The organism is Streptomyces caniscabiei (genome assembly GCF_014930365.1).
Classification (GTDB): Bacteria; Actinomycetota; Actinomycetes; order Streptomycetales; family Streptomycetaceae; genus Streptomyces; species Streptomyces caniscabiei.
In genome coordinates this window covers 48,786-65,494 of the sequence record NZ_JABXWI010000030.1, presented here as the reverse complement: position 1 = coordinate 65,494, position 16,709 = coordinate 48,786, and the positions used below count along the sequence as shown (strand labels likewise).

General features: G+C 71.3%; 17 protein-coding genes and 1 pseudogene. 5 read left to right on the top strand and 13 right to left on the bottom strand.

Translation table 11 applies throughout. The features are described from left to right. Positions 1 to 36 precede the first annotated feature (36 nt). Both HW837_RS44665 and HW837_RS44660 read left to right on the top strand, forming a co-directional pair. The gene (locus HW837_RS44665) at positions 37 to 657 is read left to right on the top strand and encodes a TetR/AcrR family transcriptional regulator (RefSeq protein WP_045562645.1); all 621 of its coding nucleotides are present in this window, start codon (positions 37 to 39) and stop codon (positions 655 to 657) included. A 70-nt stretch (positions 658 to 727) separates the two neighbouring features. After that, on the top strand, positions 728 to 916 hold the full coding sequence (locus tag HW837_RS44660; RefSeq protein WP_045562644.1) for a hypothetical protein: 189 nt from the start codon (positions 728 to 730) through the stop codon (positions 914 to 916). A gap of 27 nt (positions 917 to 943) precedes the next feature. Here HW837_RS44660 and HW837_RS44655 read toward each other — a convergent pair whose 3' ends face one another. Together HW837_RS44655 and HW837_RS44650 are read right to left on the bottom strand one after the other, a co-directional pair. After that, positions 944 to 1,546 carry a M23 family metallopeptidase gene (locus tag HW837_RS44655; RefSeq protein WP_193382173.1) on the bottom strand — a complete coding sequence of 201 codons (603 nt, stop codon included), beginning with the start codon at positions 1,544 to 1,546 and terminating at the stop codon, positions 944 to 946. A 488-nt stretch (positions 1,547 to 2,034) separates the two neighbouring features. Beyond that, positions 2,035 to 4,560 carry an ATP-dependent Clp protease ATP-binding subunit gene (locus HW837_RS44650; RefSeq protein ID WP_045562642.1) on the bottom strand — a complete coding sequence of 842 codons (2,526 nt, stop codon included), beginning with the start codon at positions 4,558 to 4,560 and terminating at the stop codon, positions 2,035 to 2,037. A 430-nt stretch (positions 4,561 to 4,990) separates the two neighbouring features. On the opposite strand from HW837_RS44650, the gene HW837_RS44645 reads away from it, so the two are divergent. Further along, positions 4,991 to 5,647 carry an SCO3374 family protein gene (locus HW837_RS44645; protein WP_045562641.1) on the top strand — a complete coding sequence of 219 codons (657 nt, stop codon included), beginning with the start codon at positions 4,991 to 4,993 and terminating at the stop codon, positions 5,645 to 5,647. Here the strand turns inward: HW837_RS44645 and HW837_RS44640 are convergent. From HW837_RS44640 to HW837_RS44595, 10 genes are all read right to left on the bottom strand, one after another. Further along, complete coding sequence (locus tag HW837_RS44640; protein WP_045562640.1) at positions 5,626 to 5,961, bottom strand: histone-like nucleoid-structuring protein Lsr2; 336 nt, start codon at positions 5,959 to 5,961, stop codon at positions 5,626 to 5,628. The two genes, HW837_RS44645 and HW837_RS44640, sit on opposite strands and share 22 nt — an antisense overlap. A 292-nt stretch (positions 5,962 to 6,253) precedes the next feature. Beyond that, positions 6,254 to 6,787: an amino-acid N-acetyltransferase gene (locus HW837_RS44635; RefSeq protein WP_045562639.1), complete on the bottom strand. Its 534-nt coding sequence runs from the start codon at positions 6,785 to 6,787 to the stop codon at positions 6,254 to 6,256. Positions 6,788 to 6,796: 9 nt separating this feature from the next. Beyond that, complete coding sequence (locus HW837_RS44630) at positions 6,797 to 7,258, bottom strand: BlaI/MecI/CopY family transcriptional regulator (RefSeq protein WP_237270670.1); 462 nt, start codon at positions 7,256 to 7,258, stop codon at positions 6,797 to 6,799. A 128-nt stretch (positions 7,259 to 7,386) separates the two neighbouring features. Continuing rightward, entirely contained in the window at positions 7,387 to 7,575 is a 189-nt protein-coding gene (locus HW837_RS44625) for a hypothetical protein (RefSeq protein WP_045562638.1), read from the bottom strand. Between the two features lie 19 nt (positions 7,576 to 7,594). Then, positions 7,595 to 8,272, bottom strand: coding sequence for a hypothetical protein (locus HW837_RS44620; protein WP_193382176.1), 678 nt, complete (start codon positions 8,270 to 8,272; stop codon positions 7,595 to 7,597). 355 nt (positions 8,273 to 8,627) lie between these two features. Beyond that, a complete protein-coding gene (locus tag HW837_RS44615; protein WP_045562636.1) occupies positions 8,628 to 9,425 on the bottom strand; it encodes a type III pantothenate kinase in 798 nt (265 codons plus the stop codon). A gap of 15 nt (positions 9,426 to 9,440) precedes the next feature. Then, the gene (gene nadC / locus HW837_RS44610; RefSeq protein WP_045562635.1) at positions 9,441 to 10,424 is read right to left on the bottom strand and encodes a carboxylating nicotinate-nucleotide diphosphorylase; all 984 of its coding nucleotides are present in this window, start codon (positions 10,422 to 10,424) and stop codon (positions 9,441 to 9,443) included. 5 nt (positions 10,425 to 10,429) lie between these two features. Then, complete coding sequence (locus HW837_RS44605; protein ID WP_045562634.1) at positions 10,430 to 12,142, bottom strand: L-aspartate oxidase; 1,713 nt, start codon at positions 12,140 to 12,142, stop codon at positions 10,430 to 10,432. Next, on the bottom strand, positions 12,139 to 13,131 hold the full coding sequence (panC, locus tag HW837_RS44600; RefSeq protein ID WP_045562633.1) for a pantoate--beta-alanine ligase: 993 nt from the start codon (positions 13,129 to 13,131) through the stop codon (positions 12,139 to 12,141). The genes HW837_RS44605 and panC overlap by 4 nt, the downstream gene beginning before the upstream one ends. Next, complete coding sequence (locus tag HW837_RS44595; protein ID WP_045562632.1) at positions 13,128 to 14,084, bottom strand: Rossmann-like and DUF2520 domain-containing protein; 957 nt, start codon at positions 14,082 to 14,084, stop codon at positions 13,128 to 13,130. The genes panC and HW837_RS44595 overlap by 4 nt, the downstream gene beginning before the upstream one ends. Positions 14,085 to 14,293: 209 nt before the next feature. On the opposite strand from HW837_RS44595, the gene HW837_RS44590 reads away from it, so the two are divergent. Together HW837_RS44590 and HW837_RS49365 are read left to right on the top strand one after the other, a co-directional pair. Then, a complete protein-coding gene (locus HW837_RS44590) occupies positions 14,294 to 15,484 on the top strand; it encodes a threonine aldolase family protein (protein ID WP_045562631.1) in 1,191 nt (396 codons plus the stop codon). A gap of 45 nt (positions 15,485 to 15,529) precedes the next feature. After that, positions 15,530 to 15,896 (top strand): annotated as a pseudogene (locus HW837_RS49365) (DUF5937 family protein); the annotation flags it as partial. 105 nt (positions 15,897 to 16,001) lie between these two features. Here HW837_RS49365 and HW837_RS44585 read toward each other — a convergent pair. Then, a complete protein-coding gene (locus HW837_RS44585) occupies positions 16,002 to 16,673 on the bottom strand; it encodes a response regulator (RefSeq protein WP_045562630.1) in 672 nt (223 codons plus the stop codon). Between the last annotated feature and the right edge of the window lie 36 nt (positions 16,674 to 16,709).

The window sequence follows — 16,709 nt, the reverse complement described above, 5'->3', positions numbered from 1 at the left end:
CCGACCCGGGCCATCCGAGCGGCGAGGAGTACGAGGATGAGCGGCACGGCACAGGACGCCACGGGCGCGGCGGACGCGACACCGAAGCGGCAGCGTCGCGGCGACACCCGCCAGCGCATCCAGGAGGTCGCCCTCGAACTCTTCGCCGAGCAGGGCTACGAGAAGACCTCGCTGCGGGAGATCGCCGAACGCCTCGATGTGACGAAGGCGGCGCTGTACTACCACTTCAAGACCAAGGAAGACATCCTCATCGGCCTCTTCCAGGACCTGCAGCGCCCGATCGACGATCTGATCGAGTGGGCGGGCACCCAGCCACGCACCCTCGACACCAAGCGGGAGATCCTGCGCCGCTACAGCGTGGCCCTGGCCGATGTCGCCCCGCTCTTCCGCTTCATGCAGGAGAACCAGGCGACGGTGCGCGAGCTGAGCGTCGGCGAGACCTTCAAGGACCGCATGATCCGGCTGATCGACACCATCAAGGAACCGGACGCCGCCCTGACCGACCAGGTCCGTTGCACGAGCGCCCTGTTCACGATGCACGCCGGCATGTTCGTACTCCGGGACGTCGAAGGCGACCCCGAGGAGAAGCGCGAGGCCGTCCTGGAGGTCGCCATCGATCTGGTGACCCAGGCGCACGGCGGAACCCGGGGCGCCTGAGGGCCGTCGTATCCGGGTAGACCCTCAGAGCTTTCGGGACCCTCCCGGACACCCGCACGAGGAGGCCCGGATGAACGCCGACGACTACGCCCGGATGACCGACGAGGAGCGCGCCGCCCACGACCGCAGAAGCCACCTCATCGGCCTCGCCGGCGCGGCGGCGGTCGTGGTCGTGATGATCCTGGCCATCCTCTACTTCAACGACTACTACGCCGACACCCCGATGTGCGGCACGGGCCAGGACTACGGCCCGTGCTGACCGGCCACGGCGTCACGCACGAGCGGCTCAGACCTTGACGCCCTTGATGCGCAGGAAGGCGACCGGGTCGATGGCGGAGCCGTAGTTCGCGGTGGTACGGATCTCGAAGTGCAGGTGCGGCCCGCTGGAGTTACCGGTGTTGCCGGAGAAGGCTATACGCTGCCCGGTCTTGACGACCTGGCCGACCTTCACGCTCACCTTCGCCAGGTGGGCGTACTGCGAGAACGTGCCGTTGCCGTGCTTGATGACGACGGCGTTGCCGTACGCCGGGCCGTCACCGGCGCCGTTGCCGCCGGCCTTGACGACGGTGCCGCCGTGCGCGGCGGCGACGGCCGTGCCGCTCTTGACGGCGAAGTCCTGGCCGCTGTGCTTGGCGGACCACATGTTGCCGGCCTGCGCGAAGCGCGCACTCAGCTTGTAGCCCTTGACCGGGCTGACCCAGGAGGCCGCCTTCTTGGCGGCGGCGGTCTGGACGGTGGCGGTGCCGGCGCTCGCGGCCTGGGCACCACCGGCGGCGGCCGCGACCCCGGCACCCAGCACACCCGAGACACCCACGCCCACGGCCATCACGGCGGCGCGGACACGGAGCTGGGACGTACGGGGACGGGGAGTGCGAACACGCTGCGACATGGAGTACCTCACGGGGGAACGGAGACAGGGAATGTGCCTCGACGGGCACGCATCCCACCCGGCGCACATCTGCGGCCGCCGAATGGGACACCCCTTGGTACCCCGGCCTCCCGAAACCCCCCAAACATGTGACCTACGACCGAAAGTCGTAGATCTCCCCAAATCCCCCCTCTCATTGACACCCACCCCCAAACCGCCCCCCACCTGCACAGCAGGATCTGCATCCATCCCCCTGAGACCTGAATGTCCGTTTTGCCCGCTAACCCCTCGCCACTATTCCATCTAGTACCGGACAAATGACCTGTGCGGCACGTCACCGATACCGGCCGGAAAGAACGCGCGAATGTGACGGCGACTACGAGGTCCGCGTCACTCCTTTCCCGGAGAACGGCACGGCACGACAGACGCCACGGCACGACAAAAGGGGCTGCCCCGGGACCGAAGTCCCGGGGCAGCCCCTTCTCGCTCGCTCAGGCCGAGCGCAGCGGTTACGCGTCCTTGCTCAGGTTCGGACCCGCACCACCGGCCGCCTGCTCGATCGGCGGGACGTCCGGCAGCGCCGACTTCTCCTCACCCCGGAAGGTGAAGGTGGCCGCGTCGCCCTCGCCCTCGGTGTCCACGACCACGATGTGGCCGGGGCGCAGCTCGCCGAAGAGGATCTTCTCGGAGAGGGTGTCCTCGACCTCGCGCTGGATGGTCCGGCGCAGCGGCCGGGCGCCCAGCACGGGGTCGTACCCCTTCTTGGACAGCAGTTCCTTGGCGGACTGGGAGAGCTCGATGCCCATGTCCCGGTCCTTCAGGCGCTCGTCGACCTTGCCGATCATCAGGTCGACGATCTTGAGGATGTCCTCCTGCGTCAGCTGCGGGAAGACGACGACGTCGTCGACACGGTTGAGGAACTCGGGCCGGAAGTGCTGCTTGAGCTCGTCCGAGACCTTGTTCTTCATGCGCTCGTAGTTGGTCTTCTTGTCGCCCGAGGCCGCGAAGCCCAGGTTGAAGCCCTTGGAGATGTCCCGGGTGCCGAGGTTGGTCGTCATGATGATGACCGTGTTCTTGAAGTCCACGACCCGGCCCTGGGAGTCGGTCAGGCGACCGTCCTCCAGGATCTGCAGCAGCGAGTTGAAGATGTCCGGGTGGGCCTTCTCGACCTCGTCGAAGAGGACGACGGAGAACGGCTTGCGGCGGACCTTCTCGGTCAGCTGGCCGCCCTCTTCGTAGCCCACGTATCCGGGCGGGGAACCGAAGAGCCGCGAGACCGTGTGCTTCTCGCTGAACTCCGACATGTCGAGGGAGATCAGCGCGTCCTCGTCACCGAAGAGGAACTCGGCGAGCGCCTTGGACAGCTCGGTCTTACCGACACCGGACGGGCCGGCGAAGATGAACGAACCACCGGGACGCTTCGGGTCCTTGAGGCCCGCACGCGTACGACGGATCGCCTTCGACAGCGCCTTGACGGCGTCGACCTGGCCGATGACCCGCTTGTGGAGCTCGTCCTCCATACGCAGCAGACGCGAGGACTCCTCCTCGGTCAGCTTGAAGACCGGGATGCCGGTGGCGGTCGCGAGGACCTCGGCGATCAGCTCGCCGTCGACCTCGGCGACGACGTCCATGTCGCCGGCCTTCCACTCCTTCTCCCGCTTGGCCTTGGCGGCCAGGAGCTGCTTCTCCTTGTCGCGCAGGGAGGCGGCCTTCTCGAAGTCCTGCGAGTCGATCGCGGACTCCTTGTCCCGGCGGACACCGGCGATCTTCTCGTCGAACTCGCGGAGGTCCGGCGGCGCGGTCATCCGGCGGATGCGCATCCTCGATCCGGCCTCGTCGATCAGGTCGATCGCCTTGTCCGGCAGGAAGCGGTCCGAGATGTAACGGTCGGCGAGCGTCGCCGCCTGCACCAGGGCCTCGTCCGTGATGGAGACGCGGTGGTGCGCCTCGTACCGGTCACGGAGACCCTTGAGGATCTCGATGGTGTGCGGGAGCGAGGGCTCGGCGACCTGGATGGGCTGGAAGCGGCGCTCCAGGGCCGCGTCCTTCTCCAGGTGCTTGCGGTACTCGTCCAGCGTGGTGGCACCGATGGTCTGCAGCTCACCGCGGGCCAGCATCGGCTTCAGGATCGAAGCGGCGTCGATGGCGCCCTCGGCGGCACCCGCACCGACCAGCGTGTGCAGCTCGTCGATGAACAGGATGATGTCACCGCGGGTGCGGATCTCCTTGAGCACCTTCTTCAGGCGCTCCTCGAAGTCACCGCGGTAGCGGGAGCCGGCGACCAGCGCGCCGAGGTCGAGGGTGTAGAGGTGCTTGTCCTTGAGGGTCTCGGGCACCTCGCCCTTGACGATGGCCTGGGCGAGGCCTTCGACGACGGCGGTCTTGCCGACGCCGGGCTCACCGATCAGGACCGGGTTGTTCTTGGTACGGCGGGACAGCACCTGCATGACCCGCTCGATCTCCTTCTCGCGCCCGATGACCGGGTCGAGCTTGGACTCACGAGCGGCCTGGGTGAGGTTCCGGCCGAACTGGTCGAGGACCAGGGACGTGGAGGGGGTGCCCTCGGCGGGGCCGCCGGCGGTGGCGGTCTCCTTGCCCTGGTAACCGGAGAGCAGCTGGATGACCTGCTGCCGCACCCGGTTGAGATCTGCGCCCAGCTTGACCAGGACCTGGGCGGCGACGCCCTCGCCCTCACGGATCAGGCCGAGCAGGATGTGCTCCGTGCCGATGTAGTTGTGGCCCAGCTGAAGGGCCTCGCGGAGCGACAGCTCCAGGACCTTCTTGGCACGGGGGGTGAAGGGGATGTGGCCGGACGGGGCCTGCTGCCCCTGCCCGATGATCTCCTCCACCTGCTGGCGGACCGCCTCGAGCGAAATCCCGAGGCTCTCCAGGGCCTTAGCGGCGACACCCTCACCCTCGTGGATCAGGCCCAGGAGGATGTGCTCGGTGCCGATGTAGTTGTGGTTGAGCATCCGGGCTTCTTCCTGAGCCAGGACGACAACCCGCCGCGCGCGGTCGGTGAACCTCTCGAACATCGTTAATCGCTCCTCAGAGCGGTCAGGCAGTGAGGGGACGCTCCCCTCGCTGTCCTTCCGCAGCTTAGTCCCGCAAGCGGGGACCGCTCATTCCAACTGCCGACACCGTCCTTGGCCTCCTGACCCCGAACGCCGACATCTGCTCCAACCCGATGGTGCGAGACGATGTTCCCGCAGGCCAGGCAGTTACCCTCACTATCAGTACGCCGATGGCGAACGTGAGACGGCCTTTCCTGCGTGTCGCCCCCTCCCACTAGGGATGTCTTACCCGTAGGGACTGACACTCCATGCCGGATGCACCGGTTCCCTCCGCTAAGGGCGAACATCCTTGCGTCACCGCACACTGTGGAACGCCCCCTTTCCCGGCACTCCTCGCAACCACGCCGACACCCAGCGTAACTCTGGGCCTCTTCGCCCGGTTGCTCCTGACATGACCATCGTCCCCCTTCCCCGCCGACCGCTCGACCCGAGCGCCTCCCCGGCCCTCGCCTCGCGCGAAGTCCCGGGTGAGGCCCCGTGCGACGCGGTGCGGTGGTGGTACGAGAACGATCTCGGCTGGACGACCGTGCCCGGTACGCCTCTACGTCTCATTACGGGCCTGCGCTTCGATGTGCTCGACGTACCGGCGGAGGCGGGGGTCGCGGCGCTGCGTCATCTGGGGCCGGTGCCCGGTCCGGGCTCACCGGTGGCGCGCCGCGGCGGGCGGATGCAGCTGCTGGTCGCGGCGGGGAGCGCGGAGGAGTTGCCGGGGCTGTTGCAGTGGCTGGACTGGGGCGGCCTCGACCTGGACCTCACTGCCGTCGGAACGGGCGGTCACCTGGTGGCGCCGGCTCCTCCGGACGGAGCCGGGGGCCATGGGGGCGCGTGCGGGGAGGCCGGTTCACAGGGGGCCGCCGAGTGGGTGCGGCCCCCCGAGCCGGGGTGCGAGGTCGAACCCTCGCTGCCGAGCATGTCGGCGTTGGGGGGCGTTGGGGGCACCCCCGACCTCGTGCGAGTGGTGGACACGGTGGCGACGCACTGCCACCGCGTCCGGCTGCGGCGCGCGAGCACCGGGCCGTCGGAAACTCAGCCGTTGGCCTTCTCGTAGGCCTCGCGGATGGAGGCGGGGACGCGACCGCGGTCGTTGACCTCGTAGCCGTTCTCCTTCGCCCAGGCGCGGATGGCCGCGGTGTCCTGGCTGCCGCCGGAAGCGGCACGGGCCTTGCCCCGCCCACCCGCCGCGCGGCCTCCGGTACGCCGACCGCCCTTGACGTAGGGGTCGAGAAGGTCACGCAGCTTGTCCGCGTTGGCGGTCGTGAGGTCGATCTCGTACGTCTTGCCGTCCAGCGCGAACGTCACGGTCTCGTCCGCCTCGCCGCCGTCGAGGTCGTCGACAAGAAGGACCTGAACCTTCTGTGCCACCGGATTTCCTTTCATCGATAACTTCAGGGCCGAGGCCTGCGGCGAGCGCCGCTGTTTCACGTCCCCTGTTATATGCAGTACTGCAGTACGTCGGAAAGCAAACCGCTTTTCCAGGAAAAACACAAACCCCTGGGAGAGACCGGGGAGAGACCCCGGAGAGGACGAGGAGGCCGGGGAAGACCGGAAACATGCGCGTTTCGGACATAGGCCCCGCGGGCAAGGCGACCCTCACCGGATGCTCTCCGGGAAGGTCCCACCGGAACGCCTCACCGGAATTGGTCTCCCCCGGCGATCACAGATGCAGAAGCATCCGGCTGTTGCCCAAGGTGTTCGGTTTCACTCGTTCGAGACCGAGGAACTCCGCGACACCCTCGTCATAGGAACGCAGCAGCTCCGCGTAGACATCGGTGTCGACGGGAGTCTCCCCGATCTCCACGAAGCCGTGCTTCGCGAAGAACTCGACTTCGAAGGTGAGACAGAAAACCCGTCGAACACCCAGCCAGCGAGCGGTGTGCAGCAACTTCTCCAGCAACTGGTGCCCGACGCCCAGCCCCTTGGCGTCGGGGTTCACCGCGAGAGTACGGACTTCCGCGAGGTCTTCCCACATGACGTGCAGCGCACCGCAGCCGACGACCTGCGCGTTGTCGTCCCGTTCCGCGACCCAGAACTCCTGGATGTCCTCGTAAAGGGTGACCGTCGCTTTGTCGAGCAGGATGCGGCGCTGGACGTAGGAGTCGAGGAGGTCGCGCACGTGCGGGACATCGCTGGTCCGAGCCCGCCTGACGGTGATGGCTTTTGCGGTGGCTTCGGGACTCGTTGCTGGCATGAGCGGACGCTATCGCCCGGGGCGATCCGGTGATTCGCCGGGGGTGCCCTCTGTTTCGCCGGACGATTCGGTGGATTCGCCGACGGTTTCAACAGGGGTTTCGAGGACGGGGGCGGCGGCCACGGCGGGTTCGGGTTTGCCGGGGGGCGGGCCCTGGACGATGCGTACGGCGTCGGTGAGGGCCTGTCGCTGTTCCTCGCTCATCATCCCGAAGAAGGCGACGAGCGCGGCGGCCGGGTTGTCGCTCTGCGACCAGGCTTCGTTCATGAGTGCGGCCGCGTAGGCGGCGCGAGTGGAGACCGCCTCATATCGATAGGCCCGGCCCTCCGCCTCCCGGCGCACCCAGCCCTTCTGATGGAGATTGTCCAGAACGGTCATCACGGTGGTGTACGCGATGGACCGTTCCCGCTGAAGGTCTTCCAGGACTTCCCGAACCGTCACCGGGCGGTTCCACTTCCACACCCGCGTCATGACGGCGTCTTCGAGTTCTCCCAATGGGCGAGGCACAGTTCCGCACACTATCCGGAGGTATGGAACAAAAAGGGCGTACGACTCGAAAAACACACGAGTCGTACGCCGATGGGGCGGGAGCGTGCGGGTCAGGCGCCGGGGCCCCGGGAGTCGCCGCCGGCCTGGCGGGTGTTCTCCGCGCGGGCGAGGGCCGCGTCGACCACCGCGTCCTCCTTGGCCTTGTTGGGGCCGCCCTGGGTCTTCACGATCACCCGGATGACACCGATGAACAGCACGGCCATCACGAAGGGGGGCAGCAGCGCGGAGACGTAGTCCATGCGTCCAGGGTAGCCAGCGCTAGACGGCGGCCAGCTGTTGGGGCGGGTTCGCGGGCGGGGCGGCCGGTTTCCGCTTGGGCGGGAAGACCTCGCCGGGGGTGGGGACGGGGCGGCGGGCCGGGCGCGGGGCGTCGGGGCGGGGCACCGGACCGGGCTTGTCGGCGGGCTCGGCGGGGCGGGACGGCCGGGCGGGCTTCGGCCGGGCGGGCTCTCCGGCGGCGCGCGCGTCCTGCTCCACAAGGCCGCCGGGGAGCGCGGTGAGCCGGAGCCGCGAGCGGCCCGAGGCGGCGCGGGAGGCGGGGACGACGACGGCCGAGGTGGCCGCGCGCCCCGCGAAACGGGCGCGCACGTCCTGTGCGACGAGCGGCCGGCAGCGCTCCAGGAGGGACGCGGCGACGGGGTTGCCGCGCAGGGCGCGCAGGGCGGCGAGGTCGTCCGGGTGGGGGCGGTACCCGGCGTCCAGGGCCTGCGTCAGGAGCGCCGCGTAGCCCGTGACCGTGCCGGGGAGGGCGGCGCGATAGCGGGCGAGGTCGGCCTGCAGGAAGGCTCTCAGACGGGCGTCCTCACGGGCCGCCTCGTCGACGGACCGGGCGAGCCGGAGGCACTCCTGCACCTCCTCCGCCGAGACGGGACTGGGGTTGAGGGCGAGGGCGAGGGCACGGCGGAGCACACGCAGCTCCTCGGCGCCGAACGCCATGCCGCCGCGGGTTCCGTGGGGCGTGGGCATGCGGCGACGATACGCGCTAATCAGACAAAAGAGGGTTGATGGGGGCGTGTGGCGCGGGGGACCACCCGCCTGGGTCCACCGGGGGCGCGGTAGGGGGTGGGGGGTGAGGTGCGTCGGCGGGTGCGGGTCCGGTGGGGGCTGGTCGCGCAGTTCCCCGCGCCCCTAAAAGCTTCAGGTCCCTGCGGGCCCGAAAGACCACGACCCTGCGGGCCCGAAAAGCACGGGGCGCAGCCCCTGCTTTTCAGGGGCGCGGGGAACTGCGCGAGAAGCCCCACCGGACCCGCACCCGCCGACGCACCCCACCCCCACCCCCTACCGCGCCCCCTCAAAGACGCGACACGTTCCGTTCGTAGACCAACCGCAGCCCGATCAGCGTCAGCCACGGCTCGTGCTCGTCGATCACCGAGGACTCCCCCAGCACCATCGGCGCCAACCCCCCGGTGGCGATGACCGTCACGTCCTCGGGGTCGTCGGCCAGTTCGCGGACCATGCGGCTCACCACGCCGTCGACCTGCCCGGCGAACCCGTAGACGATGCCGGACTGCATGGCCTCGACCGTGTTCTTGCCGATGACGCTGCGCGGCCGGGCGACCTCGATCTTGCGGAGCTGGGCGCCCTTGACGCCGAGGGCGTCCACGGAGATCTCGATGCCGGGGGCGATCACGCCGCCGACGTACTCGCCGCGCGCGCTGACCGCGTCGAACGTCGTCGCCGTACCGAAGTCCACGACGACGGCCGGACCGCCGTACAGCTCGACGGCGGCGACCGCGTTGATGATGCGGTCGGCGCCGACCTCCTTGGGGTTGTCGGTGAGGATCGGGACGCCCGTCTTCACCCCCGGCTCGACGAGGACCGCGGGGACGTCGCCGTAGTAGCGGCGGGTCACCTCGCGCAGTTCGTGCAGCACCGAGGGGACGGTGGCGCAGATCGCGATGCCGTCGATGCCGTCGCCCAGTTCCTCACCGAGCAGCGGGTGCATGCCCATGAGGCCCTGGAGGAGGACCGCCAGTTCGTCGGCGGTGCGGCGCGCGTCCGTGGAGATGCGCCAGTGTTCGACGATGTCCTCGCCGTCGAACAGACCGAGGACGGTGTGGGTGTTGCCCACGTCGATCGTCAGCAGCATGGCCCGTCCCCGTCCCTACTCGGCCGCGCGCAGGTCGAGGCCGATGTCCAGGATCGGGGACGAGTGGGTCAGCGCCCCGACGGCCAGGAAGTCGACGCCCGTGTCCGCGTACGCCTTGGCGTTGGTGAGGGTCAGCCGGCCCGAGGCCTCCAGGAGGGCGCGGCCGTCGACGATCGAGACGGCCTCCTCGCATTCGAGCGGGGTGAAGTTGTCCAGGAGGATCAGATCGGCGCCCGCGTCGACGACCTCGCGCAGCTGGTGCAGGGTGTCGACCTCGACCTCGATGGGCACCTCGGGGAACATCGCGCGCACGGCCTCGAAGGCCTGGGCGACTCCGCCCGCGGCGACGACGTGGTTGTCCTTGACGAGGGCCGCGTCCGAGAGGGACATGCGGTGGTTGATGCCGCCGCCGCAGCGGACCGCGAACTTCTCCAGGGAGCGCAGCCCCGGCGTCGTCTTCCTGGTGTCGCGCACCTTGGCCTTCGTGCCCTCCAGCGTGTCCGCCCACGCGCGCGTGGCGGTCGCGATGCCGGAGAGGCGGCACAGCAGGTTCAGGGCGCTGCGCTCGGCGGTGAGCAGGTCGCGGGTGGCGCCGGTGACGCTGAGGAGCTTCTGGCCGGCCTCGACACGGTCGCCGTCGTCGACGTGCCGCTCGACCTCGAACTCGTCCGTGCAGGCCACCGAGAGGACCGCCTCGGCGACACGCAGGCCCGCCACGACGCCGCCCTCGCGGGCGGTGAAGTCGGCGGTGGCCCGCGCGTCCTCGGGGATCGTGGCGACCGTGGTCACGTCCACGCCGTGGTCGAGGTCCTCCTGGATGGCGACGTTGGCGATGTCCTCGACCTCCACGGGGTCGAGTCCGGCGTCGGCCAGGAGCTGGGCGAGCGCGGGATCGAGCCCGCACTCCAGGTACTCCTCGCTGAGGCCGTCGTCGGCGCCGCAGGCGCAGCCGTCGCCGCAGCCGCCGCTCTGGGCGAGGGGAAGGTCGGGGGTGCTCACGTCTGTCACTGCTCCTGCTGCTGCCGGGTCGGGGGGAAGTCTGCGGTATCCGTGGTGTGTACGGCGAGCGTCCGGTCCGGATTCAGCCGTACGACGATGTGGCGGCGCCAGGCGGTGTCGTCGCGCTCGGCGCGGTCCTCGCGCCAGTGGCAGCCGCGGGTCTCCTCGCGCAGCCGGGCGGCGGCGACCAGGACGCGGGCCACACACAGGAGGTTGGTGGTCTCCCAGGTGTCGACGCCGGGCTCGGCCGTCTTGCCGTTCTCCGCGAGGGCGTCGCGGGCCTGGGCGTGCAGCCGGTCCAGGGCGGCCGCGGCGGTGGCCAGGGACGCCTCGGAGCGCAGCACGCCGGCGCCTTCGGTCATGGTCCGCTGGATCGCGAACCGTATCTCCGGGGCGAGCAGCGGGTGCGCGGGCTGCTCGGCGTGCGGGACGGGCTGGGGCACGCGCGCGTGGAGGGTGTTCTCGGCGTGGGCGGCGGCGATGTCGGCGACGATGCGCTCGGCGTAGACCAGGCCCTCCAGGAGGGAGTTGGAGGCGAGCCGGTTGGCGCCGTGCACGCCGGTGCAGGCGACCTCACCGCAGGCGTACAGGCCGGGGACGGTGGTGCGGCCGTGGGAGTCGGTGCGCACGCCGCCGGAGGCGTAGTGGGCGGCCGGGGCGACCGGGATGGGCTCGGTGACCGGGTCGAGGCCGTGGGCGCGGCAGGCGGCGAGGATCGTCGGGAAGCGGTGCTCCCACATGTGCGCGCCGAAGTGCCGGGCGTCCAGGTACATGTGTTCGGCGCCCTGTTCCTGCATGCGGCGCATGATGCCCTTGGCGACGATGTCCCGGGGAGCGAGTTCGGCCAGCTCGTGCTGTCCGACCATGAAGCGGGTGCCGCCGGCGTCGACCAGGTGGGCGCCCTCGCCGCGGACGGCCTCGGAGACCAGGGGCTGCTGGCCCTCCGCGTCCGCGCCGAGGAACAGCACGGTGGGGTGGAACTGGACGAATTCGAGGTCGGAGACCTCGGCGCCCGCGCGCAGGGCGAGGGCCACGCCGTCGCCCGTAGACACCGAGGGGTTGGTGGTGGCGGAGAAGACCTGGCCCATGCCGCCCGTCGCGAGGACGACCGCGGGGGCGTGCACGGCTCCCACGCCGTCGTGCTGGCCCTCGCCCATGACGTGCAGGGTGACACCGGCGGTGCGGCCCTCGGCGTCCGTCAGGAGGTCCAGGACGAGCGCGTTCTCGACCGTGCGCAGTCCCCGCGCGCGTACCGCCTCGACGAGGGCCCGGGAGATCTCGGCGCCGGTGGCGTCGCCGCCCGCGTGGGCGATGCGGCGGCGGTGGTGGCCGCCCTCGCGGGTCAGCTCCAGGCCGCCCTCCTCCGACTCGTCGAAGTGGGCGCCGGTCGCGATCAGTCGGCGTACGGCGTCGGGGCCCTCGGTGACCAGGAGGCGTACGGCTTCCTCGTCGCACAGGCCCGCGCCGGCCACCAGGGTGTCGTCCAGGTGCTGTTCGGGGGTGTCGCCCTCGCCGAGGGCCGCGGCGATGCCGCCCTGGGCCCAGCGGGTGGAGCCGTCGTCGAGGCGGGCCTTGGTGACGACGACCGTGGTCAGGCCGGCGGCCTCGCAGCGCAGCGCGGCGGTGAGGCCGGCCACGCCCGAGCCGACGACCACGACGTCGGCGTCGACGGACCAGCCCGGGGCTGGCGCGTGCAGTCGTATGCCTGTGCTGGTCACGAGGCGGCTCCGAAGGTCAGGGGGAGGTTGTCGATCAGCCGGGTCGTCCCCACCCGGGCCGCGACGGCGAGGACGGCTTCGCCGGTGAAGTCGTCGGGGATGTCGGTGAAGTCGGACGGGTCGACCAGGGCCAGGTAGTCCAGGGTGAGCGGCGGCTTCATGCGCAGGGCCTCGTCGAGGACCAGCCGGGCGGCGGCGCGGACGGCGGCGGGGCCGCCGGGGGCGGACTTGGCCATGGCGTGCGCGTCGGCCGCCGCGCGGGACTCGCCGATCGCGCTCAGCGCCTCGGCACGCGCGCGCGAGGCGGGCACCTCGCGGGCGCGGGCGCGCAGCGCCTCCTGCGCGGCGTGCCGGTCGCGGCCCGCGAACAGGGCCTGGGAGAGCGCCAGGGCGGTGCGGCGCTCCCCGGTGGACAGGTACCGGTTGCGGCTGGACAGGGCCAGCCCGTCGGGCTCGCGGACCGTGGGGACGCCCACGATCTCGATGCCGAAGTTCAGGTCGCGGACCATGCGGCGGATCAGGGCGAGCTGCTGGGCGTCCTTCTGGCCGTAGAGCGCCACGTCCGGGCGGGTGAGGTGGAGCAGTTTGGCGACGACGGTGAGCATGCCGTCGAAGTGCCCGGGGCGGGAGGCGCCCTCCAGGCGTTCCCCCATGGGCCCGGCGGTGATCCGGACCTCCGGTTCGCCGCCCGGGTAGACCTCGTCGACAGACGGGGCGAACACCACGTCCGCGCCCGACTGTTCGGCGAGCTCGACGTCGGCGTCGAGGGTGCGCGGGTAGCGGTCGAGGTCCTCGCCGGCACCGAACTGGAGGGGGTTGACGAAGACGGTCACGACGACCTCGCCCGTGTCGCCGGCGATCTCGCGGGCGGCGCGGACCAGGGTGGCGTGGCCCTCGTGCAGGGCGCCCATGGTCATCACGACGGCCCGGCGTCCCGTACGCGCGCGTGCGTGCAGTTCGCCGGCGGTGCGCAGCACGGTGATGGTCATCGGGCGTTCCCTTCGGTCCCGTCGGTGCCGCCCGCTCCGGTGGCGCGGTCCGTCCCGCCGGCGAGCACCCCGAGGAGGTCCTCGGCGAGCTCCGGCTTGAGCAGTCCGTGGGCGAGGGCCCGGTCGGCGGTCGCGCGGGCCATCGCCAGATAGCCGGCGACGGTGGCCGGGGCGTGCGCGCGCAGTTCGGCGACGTGCGCGGCGACCGTGCCCGCGTCCCCGCGCGCGACGGGGCCGGTGAGGGCCGCGTCGCCCGACCTGAGGGCGTTGTCCAGGGCGGCGCCGAGCAGCGGGCCGAGCATGCGGTCGGGGGCGGTGACCCCGGCCGTGCGCAGCAGCTCCATGGACTGGGCGACCAGGGTGACCAGGTGGTTGGCGCCCAGGGCGAGGGCGGCGTGGTAGAGCGGGCGGTTCTCCTCGGCGATCCACTCGGGCTCGCCGCCCATCTCGATCACCAGCGCCTCGGCGGCCATCCGCAGCTCGTCCGGGGCCGTGACCCCGAAGGAGCACCCGGCGAGCCGCTGCACGTCCACCGCGGTCCCCGTGAACGTCATCGCGGGGTGCAGCGCCAGGGGGAGCGCACCGGCCCTGAGCGCGGGGTCCAGCACCTTCGCGCCGTACCGCCCGGAGGTGTGCACGAGGAGCTGGCCCGGGCGTACGGAGCCCGTCTCCGCGAGGCCCTCGACCAGCCCCGGCAGGGCGTCGTCGGGGACGGTCAGCAGGACCAGGTCCGCGTGGCGCAGCACATCGGCGGGGGGCATCAGCGGGACGTCGGGCAGCAGTTCGGCGGCGCGTCGCCGGGAGGCGTCGGAGACGCCGGAGACGGCCACCGGCCGGTGACCCGCCAGCTTCAGCGACGCCGCCAGCGCGGGACCGACCCGGCCGGCGCCGACGACACCGACGGCGAGCCGCGCGGGGCGGTCCTTCGGCTCCGGTTGCTGGAATGTACTCACTCGGTGGTGACCTTCCCGTTCCAGTCCGCTCTGGGTACCGGACGATTTCTCGTCATGTTAACGCGATCGGTCACAGGGGTGTTCGGTCGTCCACAGGCTGTGGGTGACGCGGGACCGTTTCCGCAGGTCGTGTCGGGGAGCCCGGCGGGCGCGGAATCGGCGAGGAAAACCGGGTGCCGGGCGGGCCCCGGCCGGGGGATGATCCCGGGATGAGCGAAGCGGCGGGGACCACCGAGGACGGCACGGCCGACGGGGACTCCCCGGCGATGCTGCGGTACGAGCGGCGGCGGGCGGCCCACCGGACGGCGTCGCGGGTGCTGTCGCGGACCAGTGCGCTGGCGACGATCCGCGAGCGGCTCTCCCTGCTGGACCTGGCCGGCGAGGTGTACGACCTGGACAAGTCGGCGGACCTCTACGGCAACGGGGTCGTCGAGGCGCTGGAGGAGCGGACCGCCGCGCTGCTCGGCATGGAGGCCGCCGCGTTCTTCCCGACCGGCACGATGGCCCAGCAGGTGGCCCTGCGGTGCTGGGCGGGCCGTACCGGGAACCCGACGGTGGCCCTCCACGGGCTCTCCCACCCCGAGAGGCACGAGCGGTACGCGTTCAGCCGGGTCAGCGGATTGCGCCCGGCCGTGCTGACGAGCGAGCCCCGGCTGCCGAGCGCCGACGAGGTGCGCGGCTTCGACGAGCCCTTCGGCGCGCTGATGCTCGAACTGCCGCTCAGGGAGGCGGGTTTCGTGCTCCCCTCCTGGGAGGAGCTGACGGCGGTCGTCGACGCGGCGCACGAGCGGGAGGCGGTCGTCCACGTCGACGGGGCCCGGCTCTGGGAGTCCACGACCCACTTCGGCCGCCCCCTCGACGAGATCGCCGGCCTCGCCGACAGCGTCTACGTGTCGTACTACAAGTCCCTCGACGGCTACAGCGGTGCCGCGATCGCCGGCCCCCGGACCCTGGTCGACGAGGCGAAGGCCTGGCGGCACCGGTACGGCGGCGACCTCTTCCACCAGTTCCCCACCGCCCTGTCGGCCCTGGTCGGCCTGGAGCGCGAGCTGCCCCGGCTGCCGGAGTACGTGCGCCACGCGCGCGTGGTCGCCGCCGCGCTGCGGGAGGGGTTCGCGGAGGCGGGGGTGCCGTGGTCCCGCGTGCACCCCGAGGAGCCGCACACCCACGAGTTCCAGGTCTGGCTGCCGTACGACGTCGATGTCGTCGCGGAGGCCTCGGTCCGCCAGGGCGAGCGGACGGACACGCTGCTCTTCGCCCGCCCCTGGGACCGGGGCGGGCCGGGGCTGGCGGTCACCGAGGTCGAGGTGCGGGCCTCGGCGCTTCAGTGGACGGCCGAGGACGTCCGGCGGGCGGTCGGGGACTTCGTGGCACTGGTGGAGAAGGTCGCGGGCGAATAGCCGCCGGGCCGGGCCGCGCGGGCGGGGCACCATGGGGACACGAGTGTGCGCATCGACATCACCGGGCCGCGGCGGGAGAAGGTGGCCGTCGTGCCCTCGCCACCGGCCGAGCTCGGCATGGCGCTGCACGTGCTGTCCGAGCCCGGGCACCAGCCCCGGGCGCCAGGGCTGGGTGACGGGGCTGGGTGACGGGGTGACAGCCCGGCTCGACGCGCATCTCGCCGACCGGATGTCCGAGGCGGACTTCCTGTGGCGTACGTCGTTCTCGGACCTGTTCATGCCCTTCGCCGGGATCCCCGGCCGTGACACCCTCCCGGGCGCGACGCTCGCCGCCGACCTCGATCTGCTGGACGAGCTGACGGACGACCAGTTCGTCGACGCCGGGCTGGAGTTCGTCTGCTCCCCCGAGTACGCCTACGACTGGGTTCGCCGGGCGGCTGCTGGCGGACCCGCCCGGTGTGCGGGGAGGGCCTGCTCAGATGACCGGCCGAACCGGGTGAGCCGTACGCCGGACGCCTCAGCCGTGTCCCCCCGCGCGCACCAGCCCGGTCTCGTACGCCAGGACGACCACCTGGACGCGGTCGCGCAGACCCAGCTTGGTGAGGATGCGGCCGACGTGGGTCTTCACCGTGGCCTCGGAGAGGACCAGGCGGGCGGCGATCTCGCCGTTGGAGAGGCCCTGGGCGACGAGGATCATGACCTCGCGTTCCCGTTCGGTGAGCCGTTCCAGCTCCTTGTGCCGGGGCTCCGAGCCGGTGCCCGGGAGCATCGGGGCGAACCGGTCCAGCAGCCGCCGGGTCGTGGACGGCGCGACGACCGCGTCCCCGCTGTGCACGGCACGGATCGCGGCCAGCAGCTCACCGGGCGGCACGTCCTTGAGCATGAAGCCGGAGGCGCCCGCCTTCAGCCCGGAGAAGGCGTACTCGTCGAGGTCGAAGGTGGTCAGGATGAGCACCTTGGGCGGCTCGGGCTCCGCGCAGATGCGCCGGGTGGCCTCGACCCCGTCCAGCTTGGGCATCCGGACGTCCATGAGGACCACGTCCACCTCGGTCGACCGCACCACCTGGAGGGCCTCGACGCCGTCGCCCGCCTCGGCCACGACCTCCATGTCCGGCTGGGCCGCCAGCACCATCCGGAACCCGGTGCGCAGCAGCACCTGGTCGTCGACGAGCATCACGCGGATCGCCATCGGTTCCTCTTCCGTCTACAGATGTCGGTGGTCGGT

Excerpts from the sequence above, each read along its gene's own strand:
- HW837_RS44635 (WP_045562639.1), bottom strand. The coding sequence starts at position 6,787 with ATGCCAGCAACGAGTCCCGAAGCCACCGCAAAAGCCATCACCGTCAGG.
- HW837_RS44620 (WP_193382176.1), bottom strand. The coding sequence starts at position 8,272 with ATGGCGTTCGGCGCCGAGGAGCTGCGTGTGCTCCGCCGTGCCCTCGCC.
- HW837_RS44625 (WP_045562638.1), bottom strand. The coding sequence starts at position 7,575 with ATGGACTACGTCTCCGCGCTGCTGCCCCCCTTCGTGATGGCCGTGCTG.
- HW837_RS44645 (WP_045562641.1), top strand. The coding sequence starts at position 4,991 with ATGACCATCGTCCCCCTTCCCCGCCGACCGCTCGACCCGAGCGCCTCC.
- HW837_RS44665 (WP_045562645.1), top strand. The coding sequence starts at position 37 with ATGAGCGGCACGGCACAGGACGCCACGGGCGCGGCGGACGCGACACCG.
- HW837_RS44590 (WP_045562631.1), top strand. The coding sequence starts at position 14,294 with ATGAGCGAAGCGGCGGGGACCACCGAGGACGGCACGGCCGACGGGGAC.
- HW837_RS44585 (WP_045562630.1), bottom strand. The coding sequence starts at position 16,673 with ATGGCGATCCGCGTGATGCTCGTCGACGACCAGGTGCTGCTGCGCACC.
- HW837_RS44630 (WP_237270670.1), bottom strand. The coding sequence starts at position 7,258 with ATGACGCGGGTGTGGAAGTGGAACCGCCCGGTGACGGTTCGGGAAGTC.
- HW837_RS44660 (WP_045562644.1), top strand. The coding sequence starts at position 728 with ATGAACGCCGACGACTACGCCCGGATGACCGACGAGGAGCGCGCCGCC.
- HW837_RS44615 (WP_045562636.1), bottom strand. The coding sequence starts at position 9,425 with ATGCTGCTGACGATCGACGTGGGCAACACCCACACCGTCCTCGGTCTG.
- HW837_RS44650 (WP_045562642.1), bottom strand. The coding sequence starts at position 4,560 with ATGTTCGAGAGGTTCACCGACCGCGCGCGGCGGGTTGTCGTCCTGGCT.
- HW837_RS44655 (WP_193382173.1), bottom strand. The coding sequence starts at position 1,546 with ATGTCGCAGCGTGTTCGCACTCCCCGTCCCCGTACGTCCCAGCTCCGT.
- panC (WP_045562633.1), bottom strand. The coding sequence starts at position 13,131 with ATGACCATCACCGTGCTGCGCACCGCCGGCGAACTGCACGCACGCGCG.